At 42.8% G+C, this 26082-nt stretch carries 24 protein-coding genes; 15 read left to right on the plus strand and 9 right to left on the minus strand.

Features of this window, described 5'->3' with window-relative positions:
• The first annotated feature begins 117 nt into the window (after positions 1-117).
• The 7 genes from ACVBIK_RS10260 (at position 118) to ACVBIK_RS10290 (ending at position 7381) form a co-directional block, all read left to right on the plus strand.
• Complete coding sequence (locus ACVBIK_RS10260; RefSeq protein WP_447169612.1) at positions 118-1011, plus strand: PP2C family protein-serine/threonine phosphatase; 894 nt, start codon at positions 118-120, stop codon at positions 1009-1011.
• A gap of 134 nt (positions 1012-1145) precedes the next feature.
• The gene (locus ACVBIK_RS10265; protein ID WP_447161695.1) at positions 1146-1556 is read left to right on the plus strand and encodes a hypothetical protein; all 411 of its coding nucleotides are present in this window, start codon (positions 1146-1148) and stop codon (positions 1554-1556) included.
• Between the two features lie 521 nt (positions 1557-2077).
• Positions 2078-2524 (plus strand): DUF5675 family protein, encoded by a 447-nt coding sequence (locus ACVBIK_RS10270; RefSeq protein WP_447169613.1) that lies wholly within the window; start codon positions 2078-2080, stop codon positions 2522-2524.
• Positions 2525-2652: 128 nt separating this feature from the next.
• Entirely contained in the window at positions 2653-2919 is a 267-nt protein-coding gene (locus ACVBIK_RS10275) for a DUF4212 domain-containing protein (RefSeq protein WP_012277650.1), read from the plus strand.
• Positions 2920-2958: 39 nt separating this feature from the next.
• Positions 2959-4677, plus strand: coding sequence for a sodium:solute symporter family protein (locus ACVBIK_RS10280; RefSeq protein WP_447161693.1), 1719 nt, complete (start codon positions 2959-2961; stop codon positions 4675-4677).
• A 141-nt stretch (positions 4678-4818) separates the two neighbouring features.
• On the plus strand, positions 4819-6666 hold the full coding sequence (locus tag ACVBIK_RS10285) for a DUF294 nucleotidyltransferase-like domain-containing protein (protein WP_447161692.1): 1848 nt from the start codon (positions 4819-4821) through the stop codon (positions 6664-6666).
• 37 nt (positions 6667-6703) lie between these two features.
• Positions 6704-7381, plus strand: coding sequence for an exonuclease domain-containing protein (locus ACVBIK_RS10290; RefSeq protein ID WP_447169614.1), 678 nt, complete (start codon positions 6704-6706; stop codon positions 7379-7381).
• 160 nt (positions 7382-7541) lie between these two features.
• Here ACVBIK_RS10290 and ACVBIK_RS10295 read toward each other — a convergent pair whose 3' ends face one another.
• Positions 7542-9305 (minus strand): hybrid sensor histidine kinase/response regulator, encoded by a 1764-nt coding sequence (locus ACVBIK_RS10295; RefSeq protein ID WP_447169615.1) that lies wholly within the window; start codon positions 9303-9305, stop codon positions 7542-7544.
• A gap of 10 nt (positions 9306-9315) precedes the next feature.
• Positions 9316-9849 (minus strand): heme NO-binding domain-containing protein, encoded by a 534-nt coding sequence (locus ACVBIK_RS10300; protein WP_447161689.1) that lies wholly within the window; start codon positions 9847-9849, stop codon positions 9316-9318.
• A 325-nt stretch (positions 9850-10174) separates the two neighbouring features.
• Here ACVBIK_RS10300 and ACVBIK_RS10305 point away from each other — a divergent pair, with 325 nt between their 5' ends.
• Positions 10175-10753, plus strand: a complete 579-nt coding sequence (locus ACVBIK_RS10305) for a lecithin retinol acyltransferase family protein (RefSeq protein ID WP_447164448.1) — start codon at positions 10175-10177, stop codon at positions 10751-10753.
• 101 nt (positions 10754-10854) lie between these two features.
• On the opposite strand, the gene ACVBIK_RS10310 is transcribed toward ACVBIK_RS10305, so the two are convergent.
• The 5 genes from ACVBIK_RS10310 to dapA all read right to left on the minus strand — a co-directional run bounded on the left by ACVBIK_RS10310 (position 10855) and on the right by dapA (position 16418).
• Positions 10855-11919, minus strand: a complete 1065-nt coding sequence (locus ACVBIK_RS10310) for a beta-ketoacyl-ACP synthase 3 (RefSeq protein ID WP_447161687.1) — start codon at positions 11917-11919, stop codon at positions 10855-10857.
• A gap of 97 nt (positions 11920-12016) precedes the next feature.
• Positions 12017-12688, minus strand: a complete 672-nt coding sequence (locus ACVBIK_RS10315; RefSeq protein WP_447164449.1) for a GntR family transcriptional regulator — start codon at positions 12686-12688, stop codon at positions 12017-12019.
• Between the two features lie 109 nt (positions 12689-12797).
• Positions 12798-14363, minus strand: coding sequence for an aldehyde dehydrogenase (NADP(+)) (locus ACVBIK_RS10320; RefSeq protein ID WP_447169616.1), 1566 nt, complete (start codon positions 14361-14363; stop codon positions 12798-12800).
• Positions 14364-14405: 42 nt separating this feature from the next.
• A complete protein-coding gene (locus ACVBIK_RS10325) occupies positions 14406-15407 on the minus strand; it encodes a 4-hydroxyproline epimerase (protein WP_447161684.1) in 1002 nt (333 codons plus the stop codon).
• Between the two features lie 96 nt (positions 15408-15503).
• On the minus strand, positions 15504-16418 hold the full coding sequence (dapA, locus tag ACVBIK_RS10330) for a 4-hydroxy-tetrahydrodipicolinate synthase (RefSeq protein WP_447169617.1): 915 nt from the start codon (positions 16416-16418) through the stop codon (positions 15504-15506).
• A 177-nt stretch (positions 16419-16595) separates the two neighbouring features.
• Between dapA and ACVBIK_RS10335 the strand changes: the two genes are divergently transcribed.
• Positions 16596-17636 (plus strand): proline racemase family protein, encoded by a 1041-nt coding sequence (locus tag ACVBIK_RS10335; protein WP_447164451.1) that lies wholly within the window; start codon positions 16596-16598, stop codon positions 17634-17636.
• Between the two features lie 43 nt (positions 17637-17679).
• Complete coding sequence (locus ACVBIK_RS10340) at positions 17680-18984, plus strand: NAD(P)/FAD-dependent oxidoreductase (protein WP_447169618.1); 1305 nt, start codon at positions 17680-17682, stop codon at positions 18982-18984.
• Positions 18985-19141: 157 nt separating this feature from the next.
• Here the strand turns inward: ACVBIK_RS10340 and ACVBIK_RS10345 are convergent, their stop codons facing one another.
• Positions 19142-19393 carry a hypothetical protein gene (locus tag ACVBIK_RS10345; RefSeq protein ID WP_447161680.1) on the minus strand — a complete coding sequence of 84 codons (252 nt, stop codon included), beginning with the start codon at positions 19391-19393 and terminating at the stop codon, positions 19142-19144.
• A gap of 279 nt (positions 19394-19672) precedes the next feature.
• On the opposite strand from ACVBIK_RS10345, the gene ACVBIK_RS10350 reads away from it, so the two are divergent.
• From ACVBIK_RS10350 to ACVBIK_RS10365, 4 genes are all read left to right on the plus strand, one after another.
• On the plus strand, positions 19673-19954 hold the full coding sequence (locus ACVBIK_RS10350; RefSeq protein WP_447169619.1) for an NAD(P)-binding protein: 282 nt from the start codon (positions 19673-19675) through the stop codon (positions 19952-19954).
• Positions 19951-21198 carry a phytoene desaturase family protein gene (locus ACVBIK_RS10355; RefSeq protein ID WP_447169620.1) on the plus strand — a complete coding sequence of 416 codons (1248 nt, stop codon included), beginning with the start codon at positions 19951-19953 and terminating at the stop codon, positions 21196-21198. Before ACVBIK_RS10350 ends, ACVBIK_RS10355 begins: the two co-directional genes overlap by 4 nt.
• Before the next feature lie 63 nt (positions 21199-21261).
• The gene (locus ACVBIK_RS10360) at positions 21262-22485 is read left to right on the plus strand and encodes an FAD-dependent oxidoreductase (protein ID WP_447169621.1); all 1224 of its coding nucleotides are present in this window, start codon (positions 21262-21264) and stop codon (positions 22483-22485) included.
• A gap of 282 nt (positions 22486-22767) precedes the next feature.
• Complete coding sequence (locus ACVBIK_RS10365) at positions 22768-23310, plus strand: DUF3016 domain-containing protein (protein WP_447161677.1); 543 nt, start codon at positions 22768-22770, stop codon at positions 23308-23310.
• A 188-nt stretch (positions 23311-23498) separates the two neighbouring features.
• Here ACVBIK_RS10365 and ACVBIK_RS10370 read toward each other — a convergent pair whose 3' ends face one another.
• A complete protein-coding gene (locus tag ACVBIK_RS10370) occupies positions 23499-24803 on the minus strand; it encodes an aminopeptidase P N-terminal domain-containing protein (RefSeq protein WP_447169622.1) in 1305 nt (434 codons plus the stop codon).
• Positions 24804-24977: 174 nt separating this feature from the next.
• On the opposite strand from ACVBIK_RS10370, the gene gmhB reads away from it, so the two are divergent.
• On the plus strand, positions 24978-25532 hold the full coding sequence (gene gmhB / locus ACVBIK_RS10375) for a D-glycero-beta-D-manno-heptose 1,7-bisphosphate 7-phosphatase (RefSeq protein ID WP_447161675.1): 555 nt from the start codon (positions 24978-24980) through the stop codon (positions 25530-25532).
• Positions 25533-26082: the final 550 nt, after the last annotated feature.

Consider the following 26082-nt stretch of genomic DNA (forward strand, 5'->3'; position numbering starts at 1 on the left):
GATGTGTTACTGTGATTTGTTTTTGGGCGTTTTACTTGAGGGACATACCATAAAGCGGGTTGTTACGTTATATTGACACCATTGACTTAAGTACGGGCTTGCAACAAAGAAACTGCTATGGAACAAGACGCTATAAAAGAACACATCCAGCTATGGTTATCTCGGACAGTTGCAACAGGAGCTGTTAGAGACTTGTTCGATTCTTCAATCGCAATGGGTTGTGATATCGGCAATATTAGGCCAGAAAATCAAGATAGAGTTGCATGCGTACAAGTGCAAGTATCTGCTACTCACTCTTTCATCATTGGGATTTTATGTGATGGAATGGGGGGGATGGCCTCAGGTGCACAATGTGCTAGCCTAAGTATCGGTTCATTTATAAGCAGTTGTATAAGGAATCGACAGCGTTCCTTGGCTGAGCGATTAATAAAGGCTGTTGAAGATGCAAACACCGATGTTTATTCACTCTTTCAAAGTAACGGCGGCGCGACCTTATCGGCTTTTATTTACGATAGTCATGGCCAATTTGAAGCTATAAATGTGGGTGACAGCCGTATATACGCAAATTTTGCTCACGGTATTAAACAGTATTCTAAAGATGATACTTTTGCAGGGCAAAATGCAGATGCGGCAGGGGTACATTTAAGTAAAGGCTTGTTGCAATATGTCGGGGTTGGTCCTGAATTAAAAGCACAATTAGTGGGCTTGCCAAAGTACCGTAATATAAAACGGCTCATTTTGACGTCTGATGGCGCGCATTACATTGAAGCGAATACCTTTAAGCAAATTTTGAATCAGAAGTTACCGGCCTGCGAGCTTTGTAACAGACTCATTCAAGTTTCAAAGTGGTGTGGTGGCTATGACAATACCTCAGTGTTAATTGTCAATGACGTGCTCAATCTTTTTGCGCAGCCAGAGCAAACATCTTTACCGCCTGGAATGGTTAAGCTTTGGGACCCGTTTGGGGAAATACAATTTATCGGTGCGGTAGCACCGGTTGACAAGGTATAAAACTCTGTCGACTAAGCTAACCTTAATTAATATCTTACTGATTTATAATGGTTAGCCTTTTTATTGAGCCTAGTTTCAGTTTTGTACTTGCTAGTGGGTAAATAACACTGCTGTCTTTGATGTGAATGTTAATCATGAAGTTATTTTTGAAGCGGTTGTTGTTACTGTGGATCTGGATTCTCTTAAGTTTTAATCTTGGTGCGAATGCTGGAAATACCGCGGTATATGGCGTCTTAATGCCTTTGGGACCATCATTTATGGCTGGTGATTATGTTAGCTATGGCTTTTGGTCTAATGATATTGAACTTTATATGCTGCTTCTGTGGTTTATCGGATTAGTGACTTTTTTATTCAATCGTAAACTGATCGTTTTATATTTTTTAGTGTTAATTTTAGCTCAAGCCGTGTTCATTGAGATGGTTAATGACCAATTATTAACACTGACCGGTTATCTGTTGCTTATTCCCGTAGAGCTTTGTTATTTAATGGCATCATTCATAGTCCTCAAAAAACATCCTACTAAAAAAGCTCTAGGGCAGGCATAAGGCTATTGTGGCTTAAGTTTAATTGGGTCAGTCATACGCCTTACTGCCCAATCTTTCCCTAATCAGTCTTGGCCGCTTTACTGAATTTGTTACCGAGCTCTTTGCGATTTAAGTATGTAGTTGCTTTCGCATATTATTAGTCTGTCCTTCTTAAATCCATTTCCCGAATAGGACCGTTTAACGTAGTTTTGTAACCAGTCACTAGGTATGAGACATGTTTTTTTGTTCGCACGCGTTGTTTTGTGGTTACATTTGATGTGGCTTAAATAAAGGAGTATGTAAAACTAGTTCTGATGTCATGTTTACTATATTTTTCAGCATATTCTAATGCAGGTAATATTAATCCCTACCCTTACCCTGTAATTGAGTGTAAGGCATGCAGCATAGAAGAGATAGAAGTTGTAGTTTCTACATTGGCAAAGCTTGATAAAGTTTTGACTGTTGCATTAGTTGACCCATACAAAGGGAAAGCATATGCGTATAGTGTAGAAAATACATAGATAAGCATAGCGTAGCTGAAGATGATAACGCACGGCACCTTTGGCGAACTCAAAGATGCTGGTGGCAATACTATTGCAGTTACCGCTGAATGCCCCTGGTTAAACAACCAACAGGGTAAAAGCTGCATCCCAGCGGGCACATATCAAATAAGCCGTCATCAAAGACCGAGCAAGGGAGTCTGCCTCGCTATTATAGGCCCTACACTAGGCGTCTTTCCTCGTCGAGGAGTTGCTTGGCTTAAACTAAATTTTTATCTTAATCACTCTAAGCCAAAGCTTGTGACTCGACTTTTGCCAAACTTATCGACCAACAGAAGTACAGCTTTTTTGCCAAACCACCCGAACCGTTCTGCCAAACTTCGCGGCGCGCTACAATTTTTGGCTATTTTCGATTACTACCTTGGTCTAAGGTTTTGCTTGAAAAACACTCAAGCGTTACGTTGGCGTAAACTTGTAACCACTTGTTAATTAGTTATTTTTGAGTTTATGCCTCTAAGGTTTCCGTTAGCGTTAGACTAAGGTCGCGATTGTTGTTCCCTCAGTGCTTGTTAGATTAACTCATGACTTAATATAAAAATCAGCACATGGGAGTCACTATGAGTTTTGAAAGCAATGAGAAGGCAGAGGGATATTGGCGCGAGAATTTGCGTCTAGTACTTGGTTTACTGGCCATATGGGCTGCGGTGTCATTTGGCTGCGGTATTTTATTAGTAGATGTGCTCAATGAGATCCATTTCATGGGCTTTAAGCTAGGGTTCTGGTTTGCACAACAGGGTGCAATGTACGTGTTTGTGGCACTTATTTTTGTCTATGTCGCTAAGGCGAACGCATTAGACAAAAAATATGATGTACATGAAGACTAATTCTAACCCAGCCTAACCCATATAATAAGGAATCATGAGATGGACGTACAAACACTAACATATCTGATTGTAGGGTTTACATTTGCCCTGTACATCGGAATCGCGATCTGGTCTAGAGCCGGATCAACCAAAGAATTTTATGTTGCAGGCGGTGGTGTTCACCCTGTAATGAACGGAATGGCTACCGCTGCCGATTGGATGTCTGCAGCGTCATTTATCTCACTCGCGGGTATTGTTTCATTCGTCGGTTACGACGGTTCGGTATACCTCATGGGTTGGACTGGCGGCTATGTTCTATTAGCGCTTTGTATGGCGCCATACCTTCGCAAGTTTGGTAAGTTTACTGTGCCTGACTTTATTGGTGATCGTTATTATTCTCAAGCCGCGCGTACGGTTGCAGTCGTGTGCGCCATCTTCATCTGCTTTACTTATATCGCCGGACAAATGCGTGGCGTAGGTGTTGTATTCTCCAGATTCCTTGAAGTTGAAGTTGATACGGGGGTTTATATCGGTATGGCGGTGGTATTCTTTTATGCTGTGTTAGGTGGCATGAAGGGGATTACCTATACGCAGGTTGCACAATACTGTGTACTTATTTTTGCTTTCATGGTGCCAGCTATCTTCATTTCGGTGATGATGACAGGTCATGTTATTCCACAAATTGGTTTTGGTGCTGAATTAGTCGATGCTGCTGGTAATGGCACGGGTGAGTTCTTGCTTGATAAACTCGATGGATTGTCCACAGAGCTTGGCTTTTCCCAATATACTGAAGGTTCTAAGAGCATGATTGATGTGTTCTTTATTACTGGCGCATTGATGTTCGGTACAGCGGGTCTGCCCCATGTTATTGTGCGTTTCTTCACTGTACCTAGAGTGAAAGATGCACGTGTATCTGCGGGTTGGGCACTTGTCTTTATCGCTATCATGTACACCACTATTCCTGCGCTTGCGGCGTTCTCTCGTGTGAACATGATTGAAACCATTAATGGTCCTGAAATGGCGGGTACACCTTATGAAAACGCACCTGAATGGATTAAGAATTGGGAAAAGACAGGATTAATTCAGTGGGAAGATAAGGATGATAACGGCCTTCTTTATTACTCAAATGGTCCTGAAAATGAGATGAAGATTGACCGCGATATTATGGTTCTTGCAACACCTGAAATAGCTAACCTACCAGCATGGGTGATTGCACTGGTGGCTGCTGGTGGTCTAGCGGCAGCTCTATCTACCTCTGCGGGATTATTGCTTGTTATCTCTACATCGGTATCGCATGACTTATTGAAGAAAAACTTTATGCCGGATATCTCGGATAAGAAGGAGTTGTTGTATGCACGTATTGCCGCTGCTGCAGGTATTGTGATGGCAGGTTACTTTGGTATTAATCCACCTGGGTTTGTGGCTGCGGTGGTCGCGATTGCTTTCGGTCTGGCTGCATCGTCACTGTTTCCGGCAATCATTATGGGGATTTTCTCTAAGACAGTGAATAAAGAAGGTGCCATCTCAGGTATGGTTACGGGTCTATTGTTTACAGCGTCTTATATTGTTTACTTCAAGTTTATTAACCCAAGTGCTAACACTGCTGACAACTGGTTATTTGGTGTTTCACCAGAAGGTATCGGTCTATTAGGCATGTTGATTAACTTTGGTGTGGCATTTGCCGTCAGCAAAGTAACCTCAGCAGTTCCACAAGATGTGGTTGATATGGTTGAGTCAATTCGTTTCCCTAAAGGCTCAGGAGAAGCACAAGATCACTAATTGATGTGACCATTGTGAGACAAACACAAAGAGCGCTTCGGCGCTCTTTTTTATATTGGCTAACACTGGCCTTTAGTCGAATAGAGCTAATAAGGAAAACCGCGATATAGTAAATGATCGTTTGTTTGCGGGAATAACTTAATGGATGCCAGCGAATTACAGCCCATCATGCAGTTTTTACAACAGAGAGTCCCATTTGATTCGTTAGATGAAGGTGCCTTATCTCGCTGCTGCCATGCCTTAACAATTGGTTATTACAGTAAAGCCTCTGCTTTTGTGCCGTTAGATCCTAATCACCTTCAGCTTTATATTGTGCGCAGTGGAGCGTTTGAAGTCCGTGATAAAAATGGTGAATTGCTCGATAGGCTAGCTGAAGGAGACTACTTTGGTTTTCCTTCGTTACTATCGGGTGAAGAAGCCAGTAACCGAGTCGCGATTTTAGAAGATGGTCTGGTTTATCACTTGCCTCCACAGATGTTTGACTATTTGAGAAAAGAGAGTCGTGAGTTTGACCGTTTTTTCAATCGAGCTTTTGCAAAACGGCTGCGACATCAAGGGCGGTTTAAAGCTAAAGAGCTGACGACGACTAGTCGCGTCACTACGTTAATGTCGACCTCTCCTTTGACGATAGACATGAAAGCGACAGTCTCTGAGGCGAGCAGATTGATGCGGGACTCACGTGTGTCGTCGGTTTTGGTTATTGATAATCATAAATTAGTCGGGATCTTAACCGATAAAGATCTGCGTAATCGGGTCTTGGCGGAAAACTTTGATGGTCACTTACCTGTGCATCAAGCGATGACAACCACACCAGTGACGATAGAGTCTAACTCTTTAGTATTTGAGGCGATGCTGTTGATGAGTGAGCACAATATTCATCACCTTCCCGTTGTTGATCATGGTGTGGCAACTGGTGTGGTAACCAGTACCGATATATTGCGGGGGCAAAGTTCGCAACCACTGTTGCTTATCGGTGAAATTGAGCGGCAAAAAGACCTACAAAGTTTAATTCAGGTGAGTAAACAAATTCCATTACTGCTGCAAAACCTGATCAGTGCCGATGCTAGAGCCGAGGAGATTGGTCGAGTGTTGACCTCGGTAACTGATGCTTTAACGCGGCGTTTGATTGTGCTCAATCAACAAATATTAGGTGAGGCACCAATGGCCTTTTGTTGGTTGGCTTTTGGGTCGCAGGGACGACAAGATCAAGCGGCATGTTCAGATCAAGATAATGGCTTATTGCTTGCCCATGAGCCGGATGAAGCTGCACAAGGTTATTTTGATGCTCTGTCTCATGCAGTATGCAAAGGCTTAGACGAATGTGGCTATATTTATTGTCCTGGCGATATTATGGCGCAAAACCCTAAGTGGCGAATGTCGCTCGAGAAGTGGCAGCACGTCTTCAACAGATGGGTGAATACACCTGAGCCTAAGGCGTTGATGCATGCGAGTATTTTTTTTGATATGCGCTCAGTTTATGGTCCCAAGACGTTATTTGATGGTTTGCAAGACACGGTACTTAATAATACGAAAGGTAACGATATCTTTCTCGCGAGCTTGACCGGTAACTCATTAACGAGCGCGCCACCGCTTGGTTTCTTCAGAAAGTTTGTTTTAGAGCGCGATGGCAGTGAAGTGAAGGGGATTGATTTAAAACATAAAGGTAATGCCTTGATTAATGATATTGCAAGGGTGTATGCGTTATCTGCTGGCATTAAAGAGGTTAATACCGCCAAGCGAATTCGTGCCTTGATGGATCAAAATATCATTAACCGCAAAGATGCACTCAATCTTGCCGACGCCCATGAGTTTATTGCGCATATGCGTTTGTCTAATCAGGGCTATCAGTACACGCATTCACTGCCTGTGACTAACTACTTAATGCCGCAAAACCTATCTTCCTTAGTGAGGCACCAGTTACGTGATGCATTTAAGGTGGTGCACGATGGGCAGGTTGGGCTCAAGCTTAAAATGATGCGAAGTTACTAGGTAGTCGATATTTAGGGCGCGATAAAAAGGCTAAATCTTGAGAAACTTATATTTAAAAACTCGGTTACAGCTAAATGCATTGCTCAGTAAACAAGAGGTGATAGCTGACTATTATCGGGCGTTAACTCTGCAGTTATCTATGCCTTTACCTCAGGTTCCCTTGATGGCGTTTGATTTGGAGATGACAGGACTTGATAGCAAATTGGACCAAATTTTGAGTATTGGGCTTATTCCCATTGAAAACGGTTTGCTTCAAGTCGCAAAATCTAAGCATCTTTTGGTGAGTATCGAAGGGAGCGTAGGTGACAGTGCCGTTATTCATGGCATCGTTGACAGTCAACTGGCGCAAGCTGTCAGTGTTAAGCAAGCGATGGCGTGGTTTTTGGCTCAGACCCAGGGGCATGTATTAGTGGCTCACCATGCACCTTTAGATCTGTGCTTTTTAAAAGCCGCACTGCAACGTTGTTACGGCCAGAGCGTACAATTTGTCGCGATTGACACCATGGCTGTTGAGAAGAAACGTTTACTAAGGCAGCATGATGTGATTAAAGAGGGCACATTAAGACTTGATGCTTGTCGAAAGCGTTATGGTCTGCCTGTTTACGCAGCCCATAATGCAGCGGTTGATGCGTTATCTTGCGCAGAGTTACTCTTAGCTCAGATGGCAGGTATCGCGGGTAATGATGAACTGAGCCTGCATGATCTATTAACTTAAGTATCGGCTAATAAAGTGATGCTTAGTTTGTGGTTATCTAAAACTAGCTTTAGCTAAGCTCGTCTTAACTAAGTCTGTCTTAACTAAGTCAGCTTCAGTTAGCTTAGTTGTGTTAATTGGCTTTACCTAAATTAATATCGTTAATTCTGGGGGCGTTCGGTTAGTTGGGACTAAGGCGCTTTATTTTCTTTCCCCACTTGATAAGAACTTGGTAAATATCTTCTTTTTGGTAGGGCTTACTTATAATTTCATTCATGCCACATTGGAAACATTGCTGTGTTTCAATTGAGGTGGTACTTGCCGTTAGCGCAATGATCGGCTTTTGGTAACCTTTTAGTCTAAGCCTTTTCGTGGCTTCAAATCCATCGACCACAGGCATACGACAATCCATAAATACGATGTCTACCTGGTGCTGCTCTAGATAGCTTATCGCTTCTAAGCCATTTTTGGCGATAGCTGGCTTGATGTTATATTTGGCTAAAATCATCTCAATCAGCATTTGGTTCACAGAGCTATCTTCTACCACGAGTACTGTGATGCTATCGATTTGAACATCGGTTGCAGTTGGCGTCACCGCCTCTATTACCGCATCGGATCGCTTTAATGGCAAGCAGATATCAAATTGAGTGCCATGGCCTAACTGGGAGTCTAATTTGATTTTCCCGCCCATTTCACCGATTAAATATTTGCAGATTGCGAGTCCTAATCCAGTGCCTTCATAGGCACGATTACTGGAGTTATTGACCTGGGTGAATGGGTCGAACAAGGTATCAAGTTTATCTTGGGGGATCCCGCAACCCGTATCGGCTACCGAAAAACAGAACTCATCTTGCTGCCATTGGATTTTAACCGTAATTTTCCCTTGTTGAGTAAACTTGATGGAGTTACCAATTAGGTTGACCAGTATTTGTTTAATTCTGTCAGGGTCGCCGACTAAGGTTTCAGGTATATCTGTGTGATACTCAAACGCAAACTCTAGAGTGGACTCTTCAGCTCTGATTTTGAAAATATCGTAGACCATCTGGCAGAGCTTTTTAGGTGAAAAATCAACTTCTACTATCTGCAACATACCCGCATTCATTTTACTGAGATCGAGTAGGTCGTTAATGATCACCCGTAATAACTCACCGGATTGGTGCATAGTGCCAAGCAATTGATGCTGATGCGGCGTTAACTCAGTGTCACTCATAAGCTCTGCTGAGCCTAATAGACCATTGAGTGGGGTTCTGAGTTCATGGTTTATCATGGCAACGAAGTCTCTTGTCGACTGCTCAGAGAGTTCAGCTCGCTGCTTTTCTTTGATGGTTTTAGCCAGCAGCTCTTGTCGTTTATGAGCGGCGCTGATCATGTCACAAAAAAGCAGTAGCTGCTTTTCGATGGTGTGTTGCCAAGACCGAGGGGAGTCTAATACTAAGGTCAAGCTACCTAGTATCATTTCTTCAGCGTTAATAATGATTTTTATCTGACGGTAATCATCTGTCCAGATAAGCGGTGATAAGGCGTGGTTATCGGTGTTGATAAGCCCTTTATCACCAGCATAAAAAGAGTCGAATTTTAGCTCATCATTTATGGATTTAAATCTTATTTTACAGGATTTTATCTCATCAACCCCAATCAGATCGTCGAGTAAGCGTTGCAGCAAAATATTTGAGATCGGTTTTTGTAAAAATAGTTGATTAAAGTCCAGAAGGATTGATTCTAAATAGGTTTTAAAGTGCAGTAGAGCGATATCCTGCTCCGACTTTTCCTTTATGTTGATCAGTGAGTCTTCGACTCTTTGCTTGGCGATATAGAGCTCACGACTTTTTTCTTCCAATAGCTTTTCTGCAAGCTTTTTGGCTGCTTTTTCCCGTTCTATTTTCCTGGTCAGCAGTTCAACTCTTTTGCTTAACTCGTTTATTTCATCATTTGGCATAATAGACATGACCCTCAAATTAAATACAGGTCATGGTGAAGCGGACTTCAGATTGATCAGCGACAATCGGTTCCATTTTGATATCAATGTTTTCATTAAAGTGGTCGGCGCAGCCTTGGATAAGGCCAAAGCAAACATGGGCCATACAACGTGCAGATACATAGTCCATGATTAATTGGCTCTGTGTTGAGCTGATAAAGGTAAAGCTAGGAGGGTTCGAGTTGGGGTAGAGTTTTTTGACTTCGATATGTATATATTCTTCAACGCTTTTTATAAATTCAAACGTTGATGCCGATTGGCCTTCAAGCCCGGGCATGCTGTTATACAATATTTTGAAAATCGCTTTACCATAAATCTGTTGTAAGTCTTCTGCTGAGATCCCGGTAAGTTTACTTAAGGTGATGATCAGATTAACTAAGTCTTTGTGATCATAGGTCCCCACACTGGTATAAACGCCATCATTGTTGTTTTCATCTAACATCTGTTGGCAGATCTCTAAGCCAAAAGTGTTCTCAACAAGCTCAATAAACTCGGAAAAAATAATCCCTTTCATGTGCTGCTCCTTATCGGTTCCACACTATTTAAAGTAGTGTATTAACGGCAAGCATTCAATGCCTTAGATGACTTTGTATAGAGCTTTTTTATTTGTGTTAGACGGTCATCATCTTAAGCTCCAGCTTCTCTCTTGTGAGTGCGTGCCTTTTTACAGCCTGTTATGTGCCTAGGAAACAGGATATAGCACCGAGCTTAAGTATGTATCGTCTTTAGTTACATTTTTTATGTTCACCCATAGTCGGCAGTTGGCTAGATTATCTATAGTTATACCCATCAGTATAAAGATGTGTTCGCTCAGCGAGACTCATTAACAGGAAGAATAAATGGCATTACCGCTAATATGGTTAGGCGCTGCTGCAGTGGGCGCGGCAATTGTGGCTGAAGAGCGAGAAAAGCAAAAGACGATTGCACTAAAGCGGCAGCAAGGCCAAGCAAGTGCTAAACATGTTAGTGGTCAGTCTGCCATACTGGCACCGAGCCTTTGGAAGACTGGGGCTAAAAAAGTCGAACCTATGCCTGGGGCGATAGTTTGTTGTTTTGTGTTTGGTGTGATCGAGCATACTGGAATTTGGCTAGGTGATAATACGCTGGTAGAACTACACGGCAGTGGTTTAGTGCGGGCGGTCTCAACCCAACGTTTTTTGGCGGGGCGCAGTGGCAGTCGTATCTATCAGGCCTGTAATCACTTGCACCAGCCGTTGATTGGCACTGAGGTGCTGCAAAGAGCGAAGCAGTCCATCTTTAGTTATCGAGAGTATGATTTGTTTGATAATAATTGCCACCGCTTTGTATGGCATTGTTTAAGTGGCGAGGAGCGGGCTTTATCGAGCTTTGGTAAACTAAATAATCAGATTGGTCGTTACTTTTCTGAAGCTGTCTATTGGGATGAGCTGAAATTGTAAAATCCGCTTTAAATCTGATATAAAAAAACACCGATATAAATCGGTGTTTTTATGTTTGCGAGAGTCAGTTTTTAACTCACCGTTTTAGCATTGAAAATGCTTTATCCGCAGAAATGTTTTACCGCTTTTGCAACAAGCTCGATACCTGTTTTATCGCAAGGTGGTAACTCTGCGTCGCTAGTATTAATTGGTGTGACTCTATCACCCCACTTAATTAATGCCGCAGCAGATGTTAGGCCAGCGCCAAATGCACAAGACAAAATGGTTTGGTTAGGCTGGATCTTGCCTTGCTCTAGCGCATCACAAATAGCAATTGGAATCGTCGCAGCAGATGTATTACCGTAGTTAGCAATATTCACAATCGCTTTTTCTTTCGGGATCTTCATACGGTTAATTAACGTATCAATAATACGCTCGTTGGCCTGATGAGGAATAACCCAGTCGATCTCTTCTTTATCGATACCACATTTTTCGATAACTTTAGCGCTTAGCTTACCCATACCGGCAATCGCGCGCTTAAAGATCTCTTGACCATTAAACTCGATATAGAAATCTAAAGAAGAGGCTTCAAATCTATCCATTGCAGTGCCGAAGCCTGCTTTAAGGATATCGCGACCATCTGGATCGTTATTAAGCTCGTAGCCTAAAACACCAATAGCTTCATCTGTGGCTTCAACTACAACTGCACCTGCGCCATCACCAAATAATACAGCGGTATCACGACGAGACCAGTCAAGGAAGAAAGATAAGCGCTCTGCACCAATCACTAAGACCTTCTTACACTGGCCACTTTTGATCTGTGAGCTAGCTAGACCTAAGCCATACAAAAAGCCACTACATGCAGCGTTGATGTCAAAAGCTGCGCAAGTAGCGCCGACATCAGCTTGCACTGTTGAAGCGATATTTGGGATCAGAGTGTCTGGTGTTGCAGTGGCTAGAATAATCATATCTAGTTCACTACCATCGATACCCGCTGCGGCGAGTGCTCGTTTAGCGGCAACAGAGGCCAGTTCAGAGGTGTTAACGTGACTTATATGTCTTTGGCTGATCCCAGTGCGCGGCTTAATCCACTCATCTGAGGTTTCGATAAATGTTGCAAGATCATGATTTGTTAGGGTTGCAGGCGGAACACACTTTCCCCAACCTGTAATAGTAGCGTACTGCATCTAGGTATTCTCTTAACTTAAAAGGCAGAACCTGAGCTCTGCCTTATGGGATCTGTATAAGTGAAGCTTAGCAATAAAATTGCTAACCAACAGTGAGCTAGCCCTCTTGTTGGCTAACTAATACGCGGATCGCTTCGGCAGCGTGTAGGATGTGAGCGCGTAATAGTTGGACAGCTTTTTCGATATCTTTCTTCTTACAATACTCAAGTAACTCACGGTGATCTTGTTGAGCTTTAGGTACACCGCTTGCTAAAAATAGCTGTAATCGAACGTAACGGTCACAGTTAGTATTTAATCCTTGAACGACTTCAAGAGTGTGTGGACGATTTGCCGCACTGTAGAGACAAGTATGGAATTGTGAGTTTAGACCACTCCAATTTTCAATTTGCTCTTCATCTTGGAAAGCCGCGTCCATTTCTTGCAGAATACTTTCGGCTTGATTGAGATCTTCTTCACTTAAATTCGGTATTGACTTAGCAAGTAAGTCGCCTTCAATCAGTGCTCGTAAATCAAAAAGTTCGGTGACATGTTCTGCAGAAAGCAATGTTGCTGTAGCCCCTTTATGGGCTTCAAACTTAACTAAGCCTTCGGCTTCAAGTTGCAACAAGGCTTCTCTTACCGGAATTCGGCTAACATTCAATTCATCTGCTAAGGCGCTTTGACGTAAGGGTTTGCCTGCCGCGATTTCACCGGAAAGGATTTTTTCCCTAAGCACCTCGACCACAATTTGTGTGCGAGTTTTATGGACGATAGGTGTTGTTCTGCTCATAGTTCCCGATTTTTTTGTTATTAATACAAGTTGATCCGTCCTAGGTTACCGCTAATGCCATTATAATGAAAGGGGAACCGATGGTTTCCCTTTCATATTTTTGACATATTTAAAAAGTGATGACGCCTTTTTCACCTGCAATGACGCGGGTCGGCAACAAGCTTTCTGGCATATTTTGATAACATATTGGTCGTTCAAAACGCGCCATAGCCGCTGAACCTACAGAGGTTGTACGGCTATCTGTGCTAGCAGGATAAGGGCCACCATGGTTCATTGAGTGACAAACCTCTACACCCGTAGGCATTTGATTGAATATTAGGCGGCCAACATTAAAGGCAATCGCTTCAATCAAAGTTTTATTCTCTGCAAATTCAGTCGCTAAGCCGTGTACAGATGCAGTAAGTTGACCTTCAAGCTGCTCAGCGATGTCTTGCATTTGTGCGCTATCGTCACATTCAACCAGCACTGCACATGGGCCAAATACTTCCTGTTGAATAGCGTTTGATGCAAGAAAGTCAGTTGCAGTCACTTTTAACGCCGTAGGGCGTGTAAAGTGATTTGCAGGTGAAGACTCACCTTGAGCAATTAGTTCAACTTTAGGGTTGGCTAGCAACGCTTCAATCTGTGATTGGTATGCGCTAGCAATACCAGCAGTCAGCATGCTCGCAGCGCTTTGTGAAGCAACATCTTGTGCTAGCGTCGCTTTATAGCGATTTAACGCCTCACCTTTAACTGCCACAATGACGCCTGGGCTAGTACAAAACTGGCCGTGGCCCATAAGCATGGACTGCACTTGAGTCGAAGCCAGGCTTTCAGCTTGTTCTTCTAAAATATTAGCCAAAATAAACTGTGGGTTAGTTGAACCTAGCTCGCCATAAAATGGTATTGGCTCAGGGCGCGCTGCACAAAGATCCGATAAAATTCGACCGACTTTGAGTGAACCTGTAAAGCCAACAGCTTTGATCGCTGGGGAGGTGACCAGTTGCGTTGACACTTCTGGTGCAACGCCTTGTACTAAGTTAAATACACCGTTTGGCATGTCACATTTAACTGCAGCACGCTCGATTGCACGGCTAACCAATTCACTGGTTGCAGCGTGAGCGGGATGGCCTTTAACGACAATGGTACAACCTGCTGCAAGCGCCGATGCAGTATCGCCACCGGCGGTTGAGAACGCTAGCGGAAAGTTCGATGCGCCAAATACTGCTACCGGGCCAAGAGGCAAGGTGGTAAGTCTAGTATCGGGCTTAGGCAGTGGCTGTCTTTCTGGGTTAGCTAAATCGACATAGCGGCTATCGATAGGGTTTCTTAGGTTGCCCGCAAATAGTCGTAATTGGCCACAAGTACGGCCAGTTTCGCCCTGAAGGCGAGCCATTGGTAAACCTGTTTCTAAATGAGCTGTCTCTGTAATCGCTGCGATATCGGCTTGAATTTCATCGGCAATGGCTTCTAAAAACTCAGCGCGGCGCGTCGGCGCTAGGCTGCGGTATTGAGCAAATGCTTGCTTAGCCGCAGTTGTTGCACTTTCTACGATGCTTTTGTTTGCGTTAGCAAAGCGCCACACAAGTGCTTCATTGGTGACGGGATTGGTACTGTTAAATTCAGTGGCTTCGTTAGTCCAGGCACCGTTTACAAAATGCTGGCCAGAGATGTTAACTTTGTTTAAATCTGTCATGTTTACTCCTGAGTTTTAAAGCTCATTAAGAAATTCGTGCGGTTAGATGACTTGGAAGCCAAACGCGTACGGGTCGCTGTCATCAACCGTGATGGCATTTTGACCGATTATTCGTGCCCAACCTTTGATGCTTGGCATAATCGCTTTATGTTCGCCTACTGATGTTGCAGCTTCGATTCGACCGACAAATTGACTGCCGATAATACTTTCGTGGGTGTATTCATCTCCCACGTTTAATAAACCTTTGGTATAAAGTTGTGCAAGACGTGCACTGGTGCCGGTACCACAAGGCGAACGGTCGATGGCTTTATCACCATAAAAAACAGCATTGGCGCCATCTGAACCATCACTGATGGTATCGCCTGTCCAAAGCACATGGCTTATGCCGCTTACAGTAGGGTCGTCTGGATGAATACAAGTGAGTTGCTCTTGCGCGACTTTACGTACGATTGGGCTCCACTTTAAAATGTCACCGGCGCTCCAGTGGCGCAGCCCAGGGAAGTTTGTTTGTGGGTCGACGATAACGTAATAATTACCGCCGTAGGACACATCGACCTTAAGTGTACCCAGTCCTGGGATATCTAAAATTTGGTCTTGATGAGCTAAATAGGCGGCGACATTATAAATCTTTACCCAGTCCACTTTTTCGCCAGTTTGTTGATAATCGATTTTTATCTGTCCAGCGGGCACATCAATAATCAGTTGACCAGGCGTCTTTGCGGTTAATAGACCAGACTCAATGGCGGCGGTGATGGTGCCGATTGTGCCGTGGCCGCACATAGGTAAGCAGCCACTGGTTTCGATAAATAGGATTGAGGCGTCGGCGTTGTCTGAGCAAGGAGGATAAAGAAAGGCGCCTGACATCATATCGTGGCCACGTGGCTCAAACATCAATGCTTTACGGATCCAGTCATACTCTCGAAGAAAGTGTTGGCGTTTATCACTCATGGTGTCGCCAAGCAGGTGAGGGTGTCCGCTTGTTACTAATCTGACTGGGTTGCCACAGGTATGAGCATCAACACAAAAAAACGTGCCTTTTAGCATGTAAAACACTCCATTGTTATCGTTATTGATAAAGTGATTAAAGCCAGTCTTTTAATTTGCATTAAACGGCTGGCTATATAAACATCAAACTTTCAATTAGTCGATGTTGTACTTGTTTAAATCGATGCGAGTCTCAAGTGCTTGAGCAATAAGCTGCTCAACGTATGCACGCTCTTCACCGATAAGTGTTAGGCGAGGTAGACGTACATTTTCGTTACCACGGCCAACGATTTGCTCTGCAAACTTGATACATTGAACTAGCGTCGGGATAGTGCCCAAACGCAGTAGTGGCATAAACCAGCGGTAGATTTCACGCGCCTCTTCAATACGACCAGCGCGAGCTAGCTTAAAAAGGGTTACTGACTCACGCGGGAATACGTTAGTTAGACCAGAAATCCAGCCTGTTGCGCCAAGGAAAAGGCTTTCAAGAGCGATATCATCAACGCCACATAAGATGTTGAAACGATCACCGAAACGAGATTGCAGTTCAGTTAGACGGCGAGTGTCTGTTGTTGATTCTTTAATCGCCACGATGTTTTCTTCTTCTGCAAGAATCGCTGTCATTTCTAGGTTGATATCTACACCGTAACTTACAGGGTTGTTGTAGATCATGATTGGTAGGTTAGTTGAACGAGCAACAGTTTGATAATGAGTGACTACTTCACGGTTGGTACCACGATAAACCATTGCAGGTAGAAGCATAAGACCGTCAACGCCAAGCTTCTCTACATCTTGTGCATAAAGAGATGCAGCTTCAGCAGTATTTTCAGTACAACCAGATAGTACAAGAATACGGCCATTTACGGTTTCAACTGTGTGCTTGATGAATTCGCGCTTTTCTTCAGGGGTCAAAGAGGCATTTTCACCGATCGTGCCTAAAGCAATAATTCCGTTAATACCATCTCTTATTAGGTCTTCTAACATACGAGAATTTGATTCGTAGTTAATTGAACCATCTTCATTAAACTGTGTTGAGATTGCTGGAAAAACACCTTGCCAATTCACTTTCATATTAAGCCTTTATTACTGCGGTGTAGCGTTTGGAGTTAGGTGTAGATTGGTATATTGTATACGCATGTATTTAAATTGAAACCCTTTTGTTTAGAGAATGTATCTAAATAAATGATACTAAAACCACAGGAATTATTGTATACAATATCCAAGTGTTAACGATGGAGCAATAAAAATATGCAGTCGATCACAATAAGCTCTGAATTAGCGAGCAATTTTAAAGATTTTGTCACTATAGATGCACACACAGAAGGCGAGCCGTTAAGGATAGTGATCTCGGGTTATCCAGAGATTAAAGGTGAGACCATTTTAGCAAAGCGCCAATACGTGCAAAAAAATTTGGATACCTACCGTAAATTACTGATGCACGAGCCACGCGGGCATGCCGATATGTATGGGGCGCTGATTACAGAGCCTGTGACAGCAGATGCCGATTTTGGCGTACTATTTTTGCATAACGAAGGTTATAGCAGCATGTGTGGTCATGGGATTTTGGCCTTGGTTAAGGTGATGTGCCAAACCGGCACAATACAATTAACGGATTCTCCTCGCATTATTAAAATCGATGCGCCAGCAGGCCTGATTACAGCAAAAGCTTATCGTGACCAAGTGGGAAAAATTCACGCTAGCTTTAAAAATGTAGATTCTTGGGCGGATGCGCTAGATTGCAGTGTGAATGTCGAAGGTTTTGGCGAGGTTAAATACGATATTGGTTTTGGCGGGGCTTACTATGCTTATGTTGATGCTGACGAGCACGGAATAAGTTGTGGTCAGGATAATGCACCGCAGTTGATAGATATTGGCCGCCGGATAAAGCATGCCGTTATGGCGACTCACCCGTTAGTGCATCCATTAGAAGAAGACTTAAGTTTTCTTTATGGCACCATCTTCACCTCTAAAAAGGTGACAAACCCAGAGGCTCATTCTCGCCATGTGTGTATTTTTGCTGACGGGGAAGTAGACCGTTCACCAACGGGGACTGGCGTTGCGGGGCGTATTGCCTTGTTATATGCCAAAGGCGAGGTTGAGCTAAATACTCCACTGATGATTGAGAGTATTGTTGATGGCAGAATGATTGTTAGTGCCTCCGCTAAATCAACTTTTCATGGTAAAACGGCGGTGATCCCAGAAGTATCAGGCCGTTCGTACATTACTGGAAAGCATCAGTTCTTTATTGATCCTGATGATGTATTTCAAGATGGTTTTATCTTGCGCTAGCCTAGTGGTTAATCAAGTGGGGAATGAGATTGGAGAAATATATATGAACGCCACGAGTCAGAGTCAGGTTCAAAGCCAAGGCTTAAGCCAAAGTCATGCCGGTAAACTCACCATTGTTGGCGCAGGGATTGTGGGGCTATCGGCAGCGATTGAGCTACAACGAGAAGGGTTTAATGTCACTGTTATCGACAAAGAGGGCGCCGGAGCCGGAGCTTCTAAAGGTAATGCGGGTCACTTTGCGACTGAGCAAGTATTTCCTTTAGCGGATCCTGCAATGTTACCAAAGCTGCCGGGTATGCTATTGGATCCTTTAGGACCATTTCGCATTCAGCCGCAATATTTTTTTAAAGCATTACCCTGGTTTATGCGCTTCTTACACAATATGTTGCCATCGCGTAGAGCGAAAAACAGCCGTGCAATCAAGGCGCTGAATCAAGATTCTATCGCGGCAATGAAGTCACTCGCTGCATTTTGTGGCTGCGAAGACCTATTGGTTTTGAACGGGAGTTTATTGGTATTTGAAGGTACAGCAATAGAGGTCGTTCAAAAGGAGTTCCGCGCTTACGCTGATGCTGGCGTCGAGGTTCAATTGCTTAATGGGGAGCAAGTTAGGGCGCTTGAGCCTTCACTGAGTAACAATATTACCCATGGCTTATATTTTACTCATGTAGGCCACACTGGCGATCCGTATCGTTTATGCCAAGCGTTCGAGACAAAGTTTAAAGCCTTAGGTGGTCAGCTTATTACTGAAGAGGTTGTTAAGATAAACACGGCTAGAACCAGTCCAAGTATTCAGCTTGAGCTAGGCTCAGGTAATAGCGAACAGACTGATCGCTTGGTTATAGCCTCGGGTGCTTGGTCTAAGCCTTTTGCAAAACAATTAGGTTATTCTGTGCCGCTGGAAACCGAGCGTGGGTATCATTTGATGATGCCGCAAAAAAGCAGCCTGTCTCGTCCCGTCGCTTCATATAATCGCAAATTTATTATCACCCCTATGATTGACGGCACTCGCTTAGCGGGTACGGTGGAGTTTGGTGGTTTAAAAGCCCCCTTAGTTAATGCTAGAGCCGATTGTTTGTTCCCTCATGGTAAAGCCTTGTTGCCTGAGCTTTTTGCTGATGCTTCCGTCAGTGACGGCGTGCGTTGGATGGGCTTTAGACCGTCGATGCCCGATAGCTTGCCTGTGCTCGGGCGGAGTCAAAAACAAGCGAATGTATTTTTCTCTTTTGGGCATCAACATTTAGGGCTTACATGGTCGGCGCTAACAGCAAAACTGTTAACTCAAGAAGTACTAGGTCAGCAAGCTAATATCGACTTAAGCCCCTATAGGATTGATAGGTTTAACTAGTCTTGATTACTTTCAACCAGAATACAGGCTGATTATTTAAATGTCGGCGTCAGCGATTGTAAATGGAGTAGAAGCTTACTCTATTTACAATTCGCTTTAGGTGAATTTTATAGCTTACCCGACTATAGACTCGCTTAGGTGACAAATGATTGGGCTCTTAAAAGTTTGCGCTAGCCCAATCACTGAGTTTGTCTAAGGGTTTTGGAAACCCCAGCGAGTAAACAAAGCGATTTTCACTGTCTTCAAATACATTGCTATTTATACCCAGTAACACAAATCCCTCCTCGAGTAGTGCGCAGGCATCTTGATGACACTCAGTTTCGACGACTTTTGTAATTTTGAGCAAGATTGCTTGGGAGTTTTCGATTTCCAAGTTATCCAGGTTCTCCATGCTTTCTGTGTTCTCCATGGTCATCCTTATGCATAAGCTTCTTAGGGTATTGATATGATTAACGTAGCACATCTACGCCGATGTGACACAAACCTGAGTAAGTGAATGCATAGCAGGAATCGCTGTTCTCAACATGATTACCACTTTTGCTAATATGAGCTTATCGCGGGTGGCTTATTTGCTGGCGAGTCTGCAGCGCACTACAATGAATAGGGCTGTTGGTATATTTAGAGGCTATACCTTCACCTACGCGTTAAAAAGCGGACTGGACCCTCGCGACAAAAAGTGGAGTGGATAATGGATGCGGATTACTTAATCGTTGGTAGTGGTTTATCTGCGTTAGTTTTTGGTGCTCTCAGTGCAAAGTCTGGTAGTAAAGTACTGATGTTGGAGGCACATCAATATCCCGGCGGTTTCGGGCATACTTTCCCAATGGGTAAACACTATCGATTTAATGCACAACTGCATTATGTCTGGAATTGTGGCGAAGGGGAGACAGTTAACAAGGTACTAAAAAGCTTCAACTGGATAAACAGGTTACCTTCGAATCGTTTGATCCTGAAGGCTTCGATCATATGAGAATGCCGGGATACCAGCTGGATATTCCCTATGATACAGAGCTACTGCTTAAAAGACTTAAATCCATTTTTCCTGCCCATGGGACACAATGCACGGCTTTTATCGATGAAGTAAGGCGAACGGCCGATGGTTTAGCAGTGCTATCAGGCGACGAACGCTATAAGAATATATTCACAAATTTAAGAGAAACGGTAACCGCGTGTAGAAACATAAGGTTTACTCTGCAGCAGGCCTTTGATAAACACCATTTACCGCAAGAAGCGCAAACACTACTGGCTCTTCAGTGGCCTGATTTTTTACTGCCTCCTAATCAGCTTTCATTTTGTGCCTGGGTTCTACTATTTACCGGATATCAGAGGGGGGCCTACTACCCGACACATCATTTCGATCATGTCATCAATTCGTTGGTCGATACGATTACTGCTAATGGTGGGCAGATCATCTATCAGACTCAAGTTGATAAATTTATCGTCGACAATAATCGGGTTATAGGGGTTGAAGCAAGAAACCTTGTCAACGAGGAGGTGAGCCGCTATCAAGGTAAGCGCACTATTTGTAATATGGATCCTAAAAAAGCGGCTCATTTAATCGGTATAGAAAAGTTCTCTTTGAGGCTCAGAAAACAATTGGATTATGCCTACTCCCCTTCAAATTTTATGGCCTACTGTGTGGTCAAAGATATCAAGTTAGAGGACTATGGTTTTGGTAAGTGGAATATCTTCCACACCAGTCATCAAGATCTTAATACCGCTTTTGATACCATGTATTACCAGCATGATTATTCGGCTCCCAGTTTTGCAATTTCTACCCCAGGTTTTTTAACTCATGACTGTTCTGACAGGCCTGAAGGGCAGCAGGTAATAGAGTTTTTAACTGTTGCTGACTACCAATACTTTAAAGCGTTAAAACAAAGTGATCCCAGAGCATATCGAAACAAAAAACGAGAGATATTTGACGCAATAATCGATACGGTTGAAAAACATTATATTGCAGATTTCAGAGAGTACTTGGCATATAAAAATACCGGTAGTCCGACGACGAATGAAAACTTTTGTTGGTGTCCGCAGGGGAACTCCTATGGTTCGGCGATGACTCCAGCTTATTTTAACTTGTGGCGATTAACCGAGAACAGTTCATTGAAAGATTTCTATTTCTGTAACGCTTCATCTGGTTATGCAGGGTTTGCAGGGACATTCTGGACTGGTGCAAAGCTGTATCAGAAGCTGAGCGGAGAACGTATTTAATCTCCGATTGAATGATGAATTGAGCCCCACATCTTTTCGGTAATATGAGAGGAGAGAGGAAGCATGAAGTTTGCGATTATCGGTGGCGGTGCTAGTGGCATGGTGACGGCATACTACCTGAGTAAGCTTGGGCACAGTGTCACCGTATTTGAGAAGCAGTCTATGCTTGGTGGTCATATTCGTACGGTTAATAAAAATGTTAAAATGGCGGGTATCGATCCTAGCCTCACCCTCGAAGGCGGCGTCGTTGAGTTTTCAAGTAACTTTAAGCATTTTATCGCTCTAATGGAAGAGCTCGGTGTTGAGCTTAAGCCTTTAGAAGTGGGCTCTGCTTTATTTAAGCGTAATAAGAAACGTTTTCTTTCTCCTACTGTGATCACCAGAAACATTAAGGGTGTTGGCCTTTTAGTCGAATTTGTTAAGCTGGCATTTGTTTATCTCTCAGCCAATTGGATATTACTGCAGGTATATCTTAAACCTATGTCATCGTTTAGAGGTAAGCCTTTGGCGGATTATGTGAGTAGGCATCAGGTGAAAGATACCTGGTTAAAGCTTTTTGTTATGTATTGTTTTTCTATTCCCTATAAAGGGATCATTAAGGTTCCAGCTGAGTTGGCATTTACTATTTTTAGACGCTACTTTTGGGCTGATTGGAAACGAATTGATGGAGGGGTTTACAGCTATATAGAGAAAATTGAAAGGCAATTAAATGGCAGGGTGTTCTTAAATGCCAATATAACTGCAATTAGGCGCTCTAATATGGGGGTCATGCTTAAATGGGATCATGATACAAAGGAACACTTCGATAAGCTGGTCTTAGCCGTGCCGCCTGATCAGGTTTTAACGCTAATATCCGATCCAACCGCATTTGAAATTGAATGCTTTTCTCCTTGGCAAGAGAATATGGCTACTACGGTCCTGCACACTGACTCTTTGGTTTACCAAAGTTATGGTATATCTCAACCCTCAGAATTTGATTTTTTTCAGACTCAAGCCGGTTGGGGCTATAACGCTAACTTAAACCGTATCTGTGCTTTGCCTACAGAGCAGCGATATAGTTTGGCTTATAATATTGATAATTTAATCACCAAAGATAATATCATTCAAACTTTTGAACATCACACGCCACTTTATAGTGTCGAAGCACTTCATTACCGGCACAACATTATCGTCAATAATGGTAAAAACAATACTTTTTATGTGGGAGCTTACCTTTATGATGGTCTACACGAGGGCGCGGTTGTCTCTGCAAAGAAGGTAGCTGAACTTGTTAGACAGCAGTCATAAAAGATGCAACAGCTCTGTGATAGTGCGCTAAAATTAGACTATTCGTTGTTTATTTACCCGTATACCTGCAAAAGAGATCTTTTCATTGGATTGTTAAGGTTTAGATTGAATTTTGACCTTCGAGCTGCCTGTCAACTAGCATCTAAGTGTAGCAATCATCCTAAACTGACTACGATGTTTAAAGCTGTTAGGTATCAATTGATTAATTGATTTGAAAAAAAATCATGCAATGTCAAAAATTTGAGTTATACATAAGATGACTTGATAATAAATGGAGCCCATATGAAAAAATTACTTTTACTTATAACTATTACTACAACATTAATCATGAGTGGTTGTGCCAAAACAGATGAGCCGACCGTTCCTCTAAATATTATGACTAATGATGGTAACCTTAATATTTTATGGCAAGATATTAATCAATACAGTGATATTGAAGCAACCATTGGCTTGCAGTCAAAATTTGAGCAATACCTCTTCACTGAGTTAACTGATGAACTTGGTCAACTTGCCAACAAACACTTGGCAAAAGATCAACAGCTTGATTTAACCGTTACCAATGTAGATTTAGCCGGTGATGTACAACCTACTTTTGGTGCTACAGCTGCAGATGATATTCGGGTCGTGACCGAACTATATCCACCTAAAATCAGTTTTGACTACACCCTTAGCCAAAATGGGAAGGTAATCAAATCAGGAACTGAAAAATTGGATAATATGGGTTTCCTATTTGGGATCCAGCCTATCACGAATGATCCATTCCCATATGAAAGAGACTTGCTAACGAACTGGTTTAAAGAAAAATTGGAACCAATGTTAAAGTAATACGCAAAAAACGTCTTATAGGCTCATGTTACAGTGGCTCGTTAAGTAATAGAGGCTCTTAGGAGTGATCTATTGTAGGAGTGCTGTTTTGCGAATACTCTTGTGGAAAAAGCACTGATGGCTGCATTTATATGGCAGCCATCATTTTTATGTGAGATTTTTATTTTAAAGTTTGAGTTAGCTAATTGCTAATTAGCCATATAGTTTTCTATCTCTTCAACAGTTCTTGGGACGTTAGCTGATAAGTTTTCATAACCGTTTACGGTAACTAATATATCATCTTCGATGCGGATCCCTATGCCACGGTAGGCTTCGGGAACATCAAGTGTATCTTGGGGGATATAAATACCGGGCTCTATCGTAAACACCATACCCATTTCTAATGTTCGCCATTCACCATTATCATCATGGTAAGGTCCTACATCATGTACATCCATCCCGAGCCAATGCCCAGTTTTGTGAACAGTAAAGCGTTTATAGCTTTCAGTTGCCATAATCTCATCAATCGAACCCGATAAAAATCCAAGTTCCTTAAGTCCCTCTGCCATTACTCGCATGCACGTTTCGTAAAGACTGTTCCATGCAGCTCCTGGTTGCACTTTCGCTATGGCCTGATCCAGCGCGTTAAGAACCAATTGATAGATGACTTTTTGTTCTGCTGAAAAGCTGCCATTTACTGGGTAACTACGGGTAATATCAGCTGCGTAATGATCAAATTCACCGCCAGCGTCGATGAGTAACACCTGGCCATTGCTAAGCTCACAGCAGTTTTCTTCGTAATGTAGGCAGCAGGCGTTATTACCGCCAGCGACGATACTCGGGTAGGAAACAGCATTACAGCCATGTTTAGCGATAGTAAAATCAAATAACGATGCTAACTCACGTTCGTTGATCCCAGGGCGACATGCTTGCATCACAGCCTTATGGCCAGCAGTAGATGCAGCAACCGCTGAACGGATTTTAGTCAACTCATCATCTGTTTTAATGACACGCTTAGCATGCAACACTTCGGCTAACGGTTTAATTGTGGTGAATTGTTTAGGCGTATCAAATGAGCAATGATGTCTGTGGTAGTTTGCCCAGTGAACAAGATCAGATGAGAATCGTCCTAGCTCATCACTCACATAGATAGTTTGTATACCTTGCAATAGTGGTAGTAGGGTTTGCTCGAAATCAGCAACATCATAGCCTTGATCTGCGCCGTGTAGGGTAACAGCACCTTGTGCACCTGCTCGAGTGCCAAAACTGACTTCTTGTGCTGGGTCTTTCGGGCGACAGAATAAGAAATATTGATTAACTTCGCGCTTAATAAGTAAGGCAATCGCATCAGGTTCGTTAAACCCTGTTAGGTAGAGGAAATCATTGTCCTGCCTAAAATGATATTTGATATTCTTACTGCGCACTTTTTGCTGATAGCCAGCGACAATGACTAAACTGTTATTAGGTAACTGTTCAAGCAGATCATTGCGTCTTTGTTGATAGATAGTAGACATCTTAGTATTTCCATCGCTATTCATTGACTAATGCCGGATTGGCTATCGGCATTAAAATGTAAAGTGTATATTTTATCCATTACACGTTATTACGTGCTTTATAGCAAGTTCACGGTGCAATTTGTTGTAATGAGTGAAATAATAATAGCTATTGCATATTAGAGAGAATGTATTGTGAATCGAGCGGTATTTTTAGACAGAGATGGCGTTATCAATCTAGATCATGGGTATGTACACCAGGTTGACGATTTTGAATATGTAGACGGTGTGTTTGATGCGTGCGCTGCACTTAAAAACATGGGTTATCTACTTGCAGTTGTTACTAATCAGTCTGGTATTGCTCGAGGAATGTATACAGAAGATCAGTTTCATTCATTAACTGAATGGATGGATTGGAACTTTGTTGATAAAGGTGTTGAGCTTGATGGCATTTATTACTGCCCCCATCATGCTGAAAAAGGTATTGGCGAATACAAAGTTGATTGTGATTGCCGTAAACCAAAACCTGGAATGCTGAACTCTGCGGCGCAATTCTTAAACATTGATCTGTCTCAGTCAGTTATGGTCGGTGATAAGCGCGACGACATGCTAGCAGCAGAGGCGGCTGGCGTGCCGACTCGAATACTGGTGAGAACCGGTAAGTCAGTAACTGATGATGCAATTGCCGCAGCAACGGTTGTGCTTGACTCAATTGCAGATGTGCCAGCTTATTTGGCAAGTCAGGCTTAAAGCAGGCTTAGTTTTATGTAACGCAAGCCCAAATCAGGCTAAGGTTGCACTAGGCTCAGTTATAAGGTCAAACATCCTGCTCAGTCCAGCTAAGTTTAAGTAGGCCTAACTAGCTCCAGATTAATAAGACAGAATATCGACTTAATATAAGTATCTGTCGTAAACGAAATGCCTCATTATGATCACTAACCTAATAAGATCATTATGAGGCATTTATGTATTTAGCATCAGTTACCAGTAATCAGTTGCGAGTAAGTTGAATGCTAGCGCTTCAGATTCAATGAATGTAGAACTTAGAACTTAGACTTTAGTTAAGCCGATTGGTGAGTCTATGCGTTATATTAAAGCATGGCGGTATATAAAATCATCGTCAGCGCTGTTTATAACAGCAGAAAGGCTGATAACTGCTCGCTTGATTCGATTATTATAATTTAATTGAAAAACCCCCTTGCGCTGATCTCAAATTTCCCTACAATGCGCATCCACTGACACGGCACAGCAGGCCAACTAGACTAACGCTTGAGATTAGAAATAGTCGTAAACGCTAGAT

The sequence above is a fragment of the Shewanella sp. 125m-1 genome (assembly GCF_052977065.1).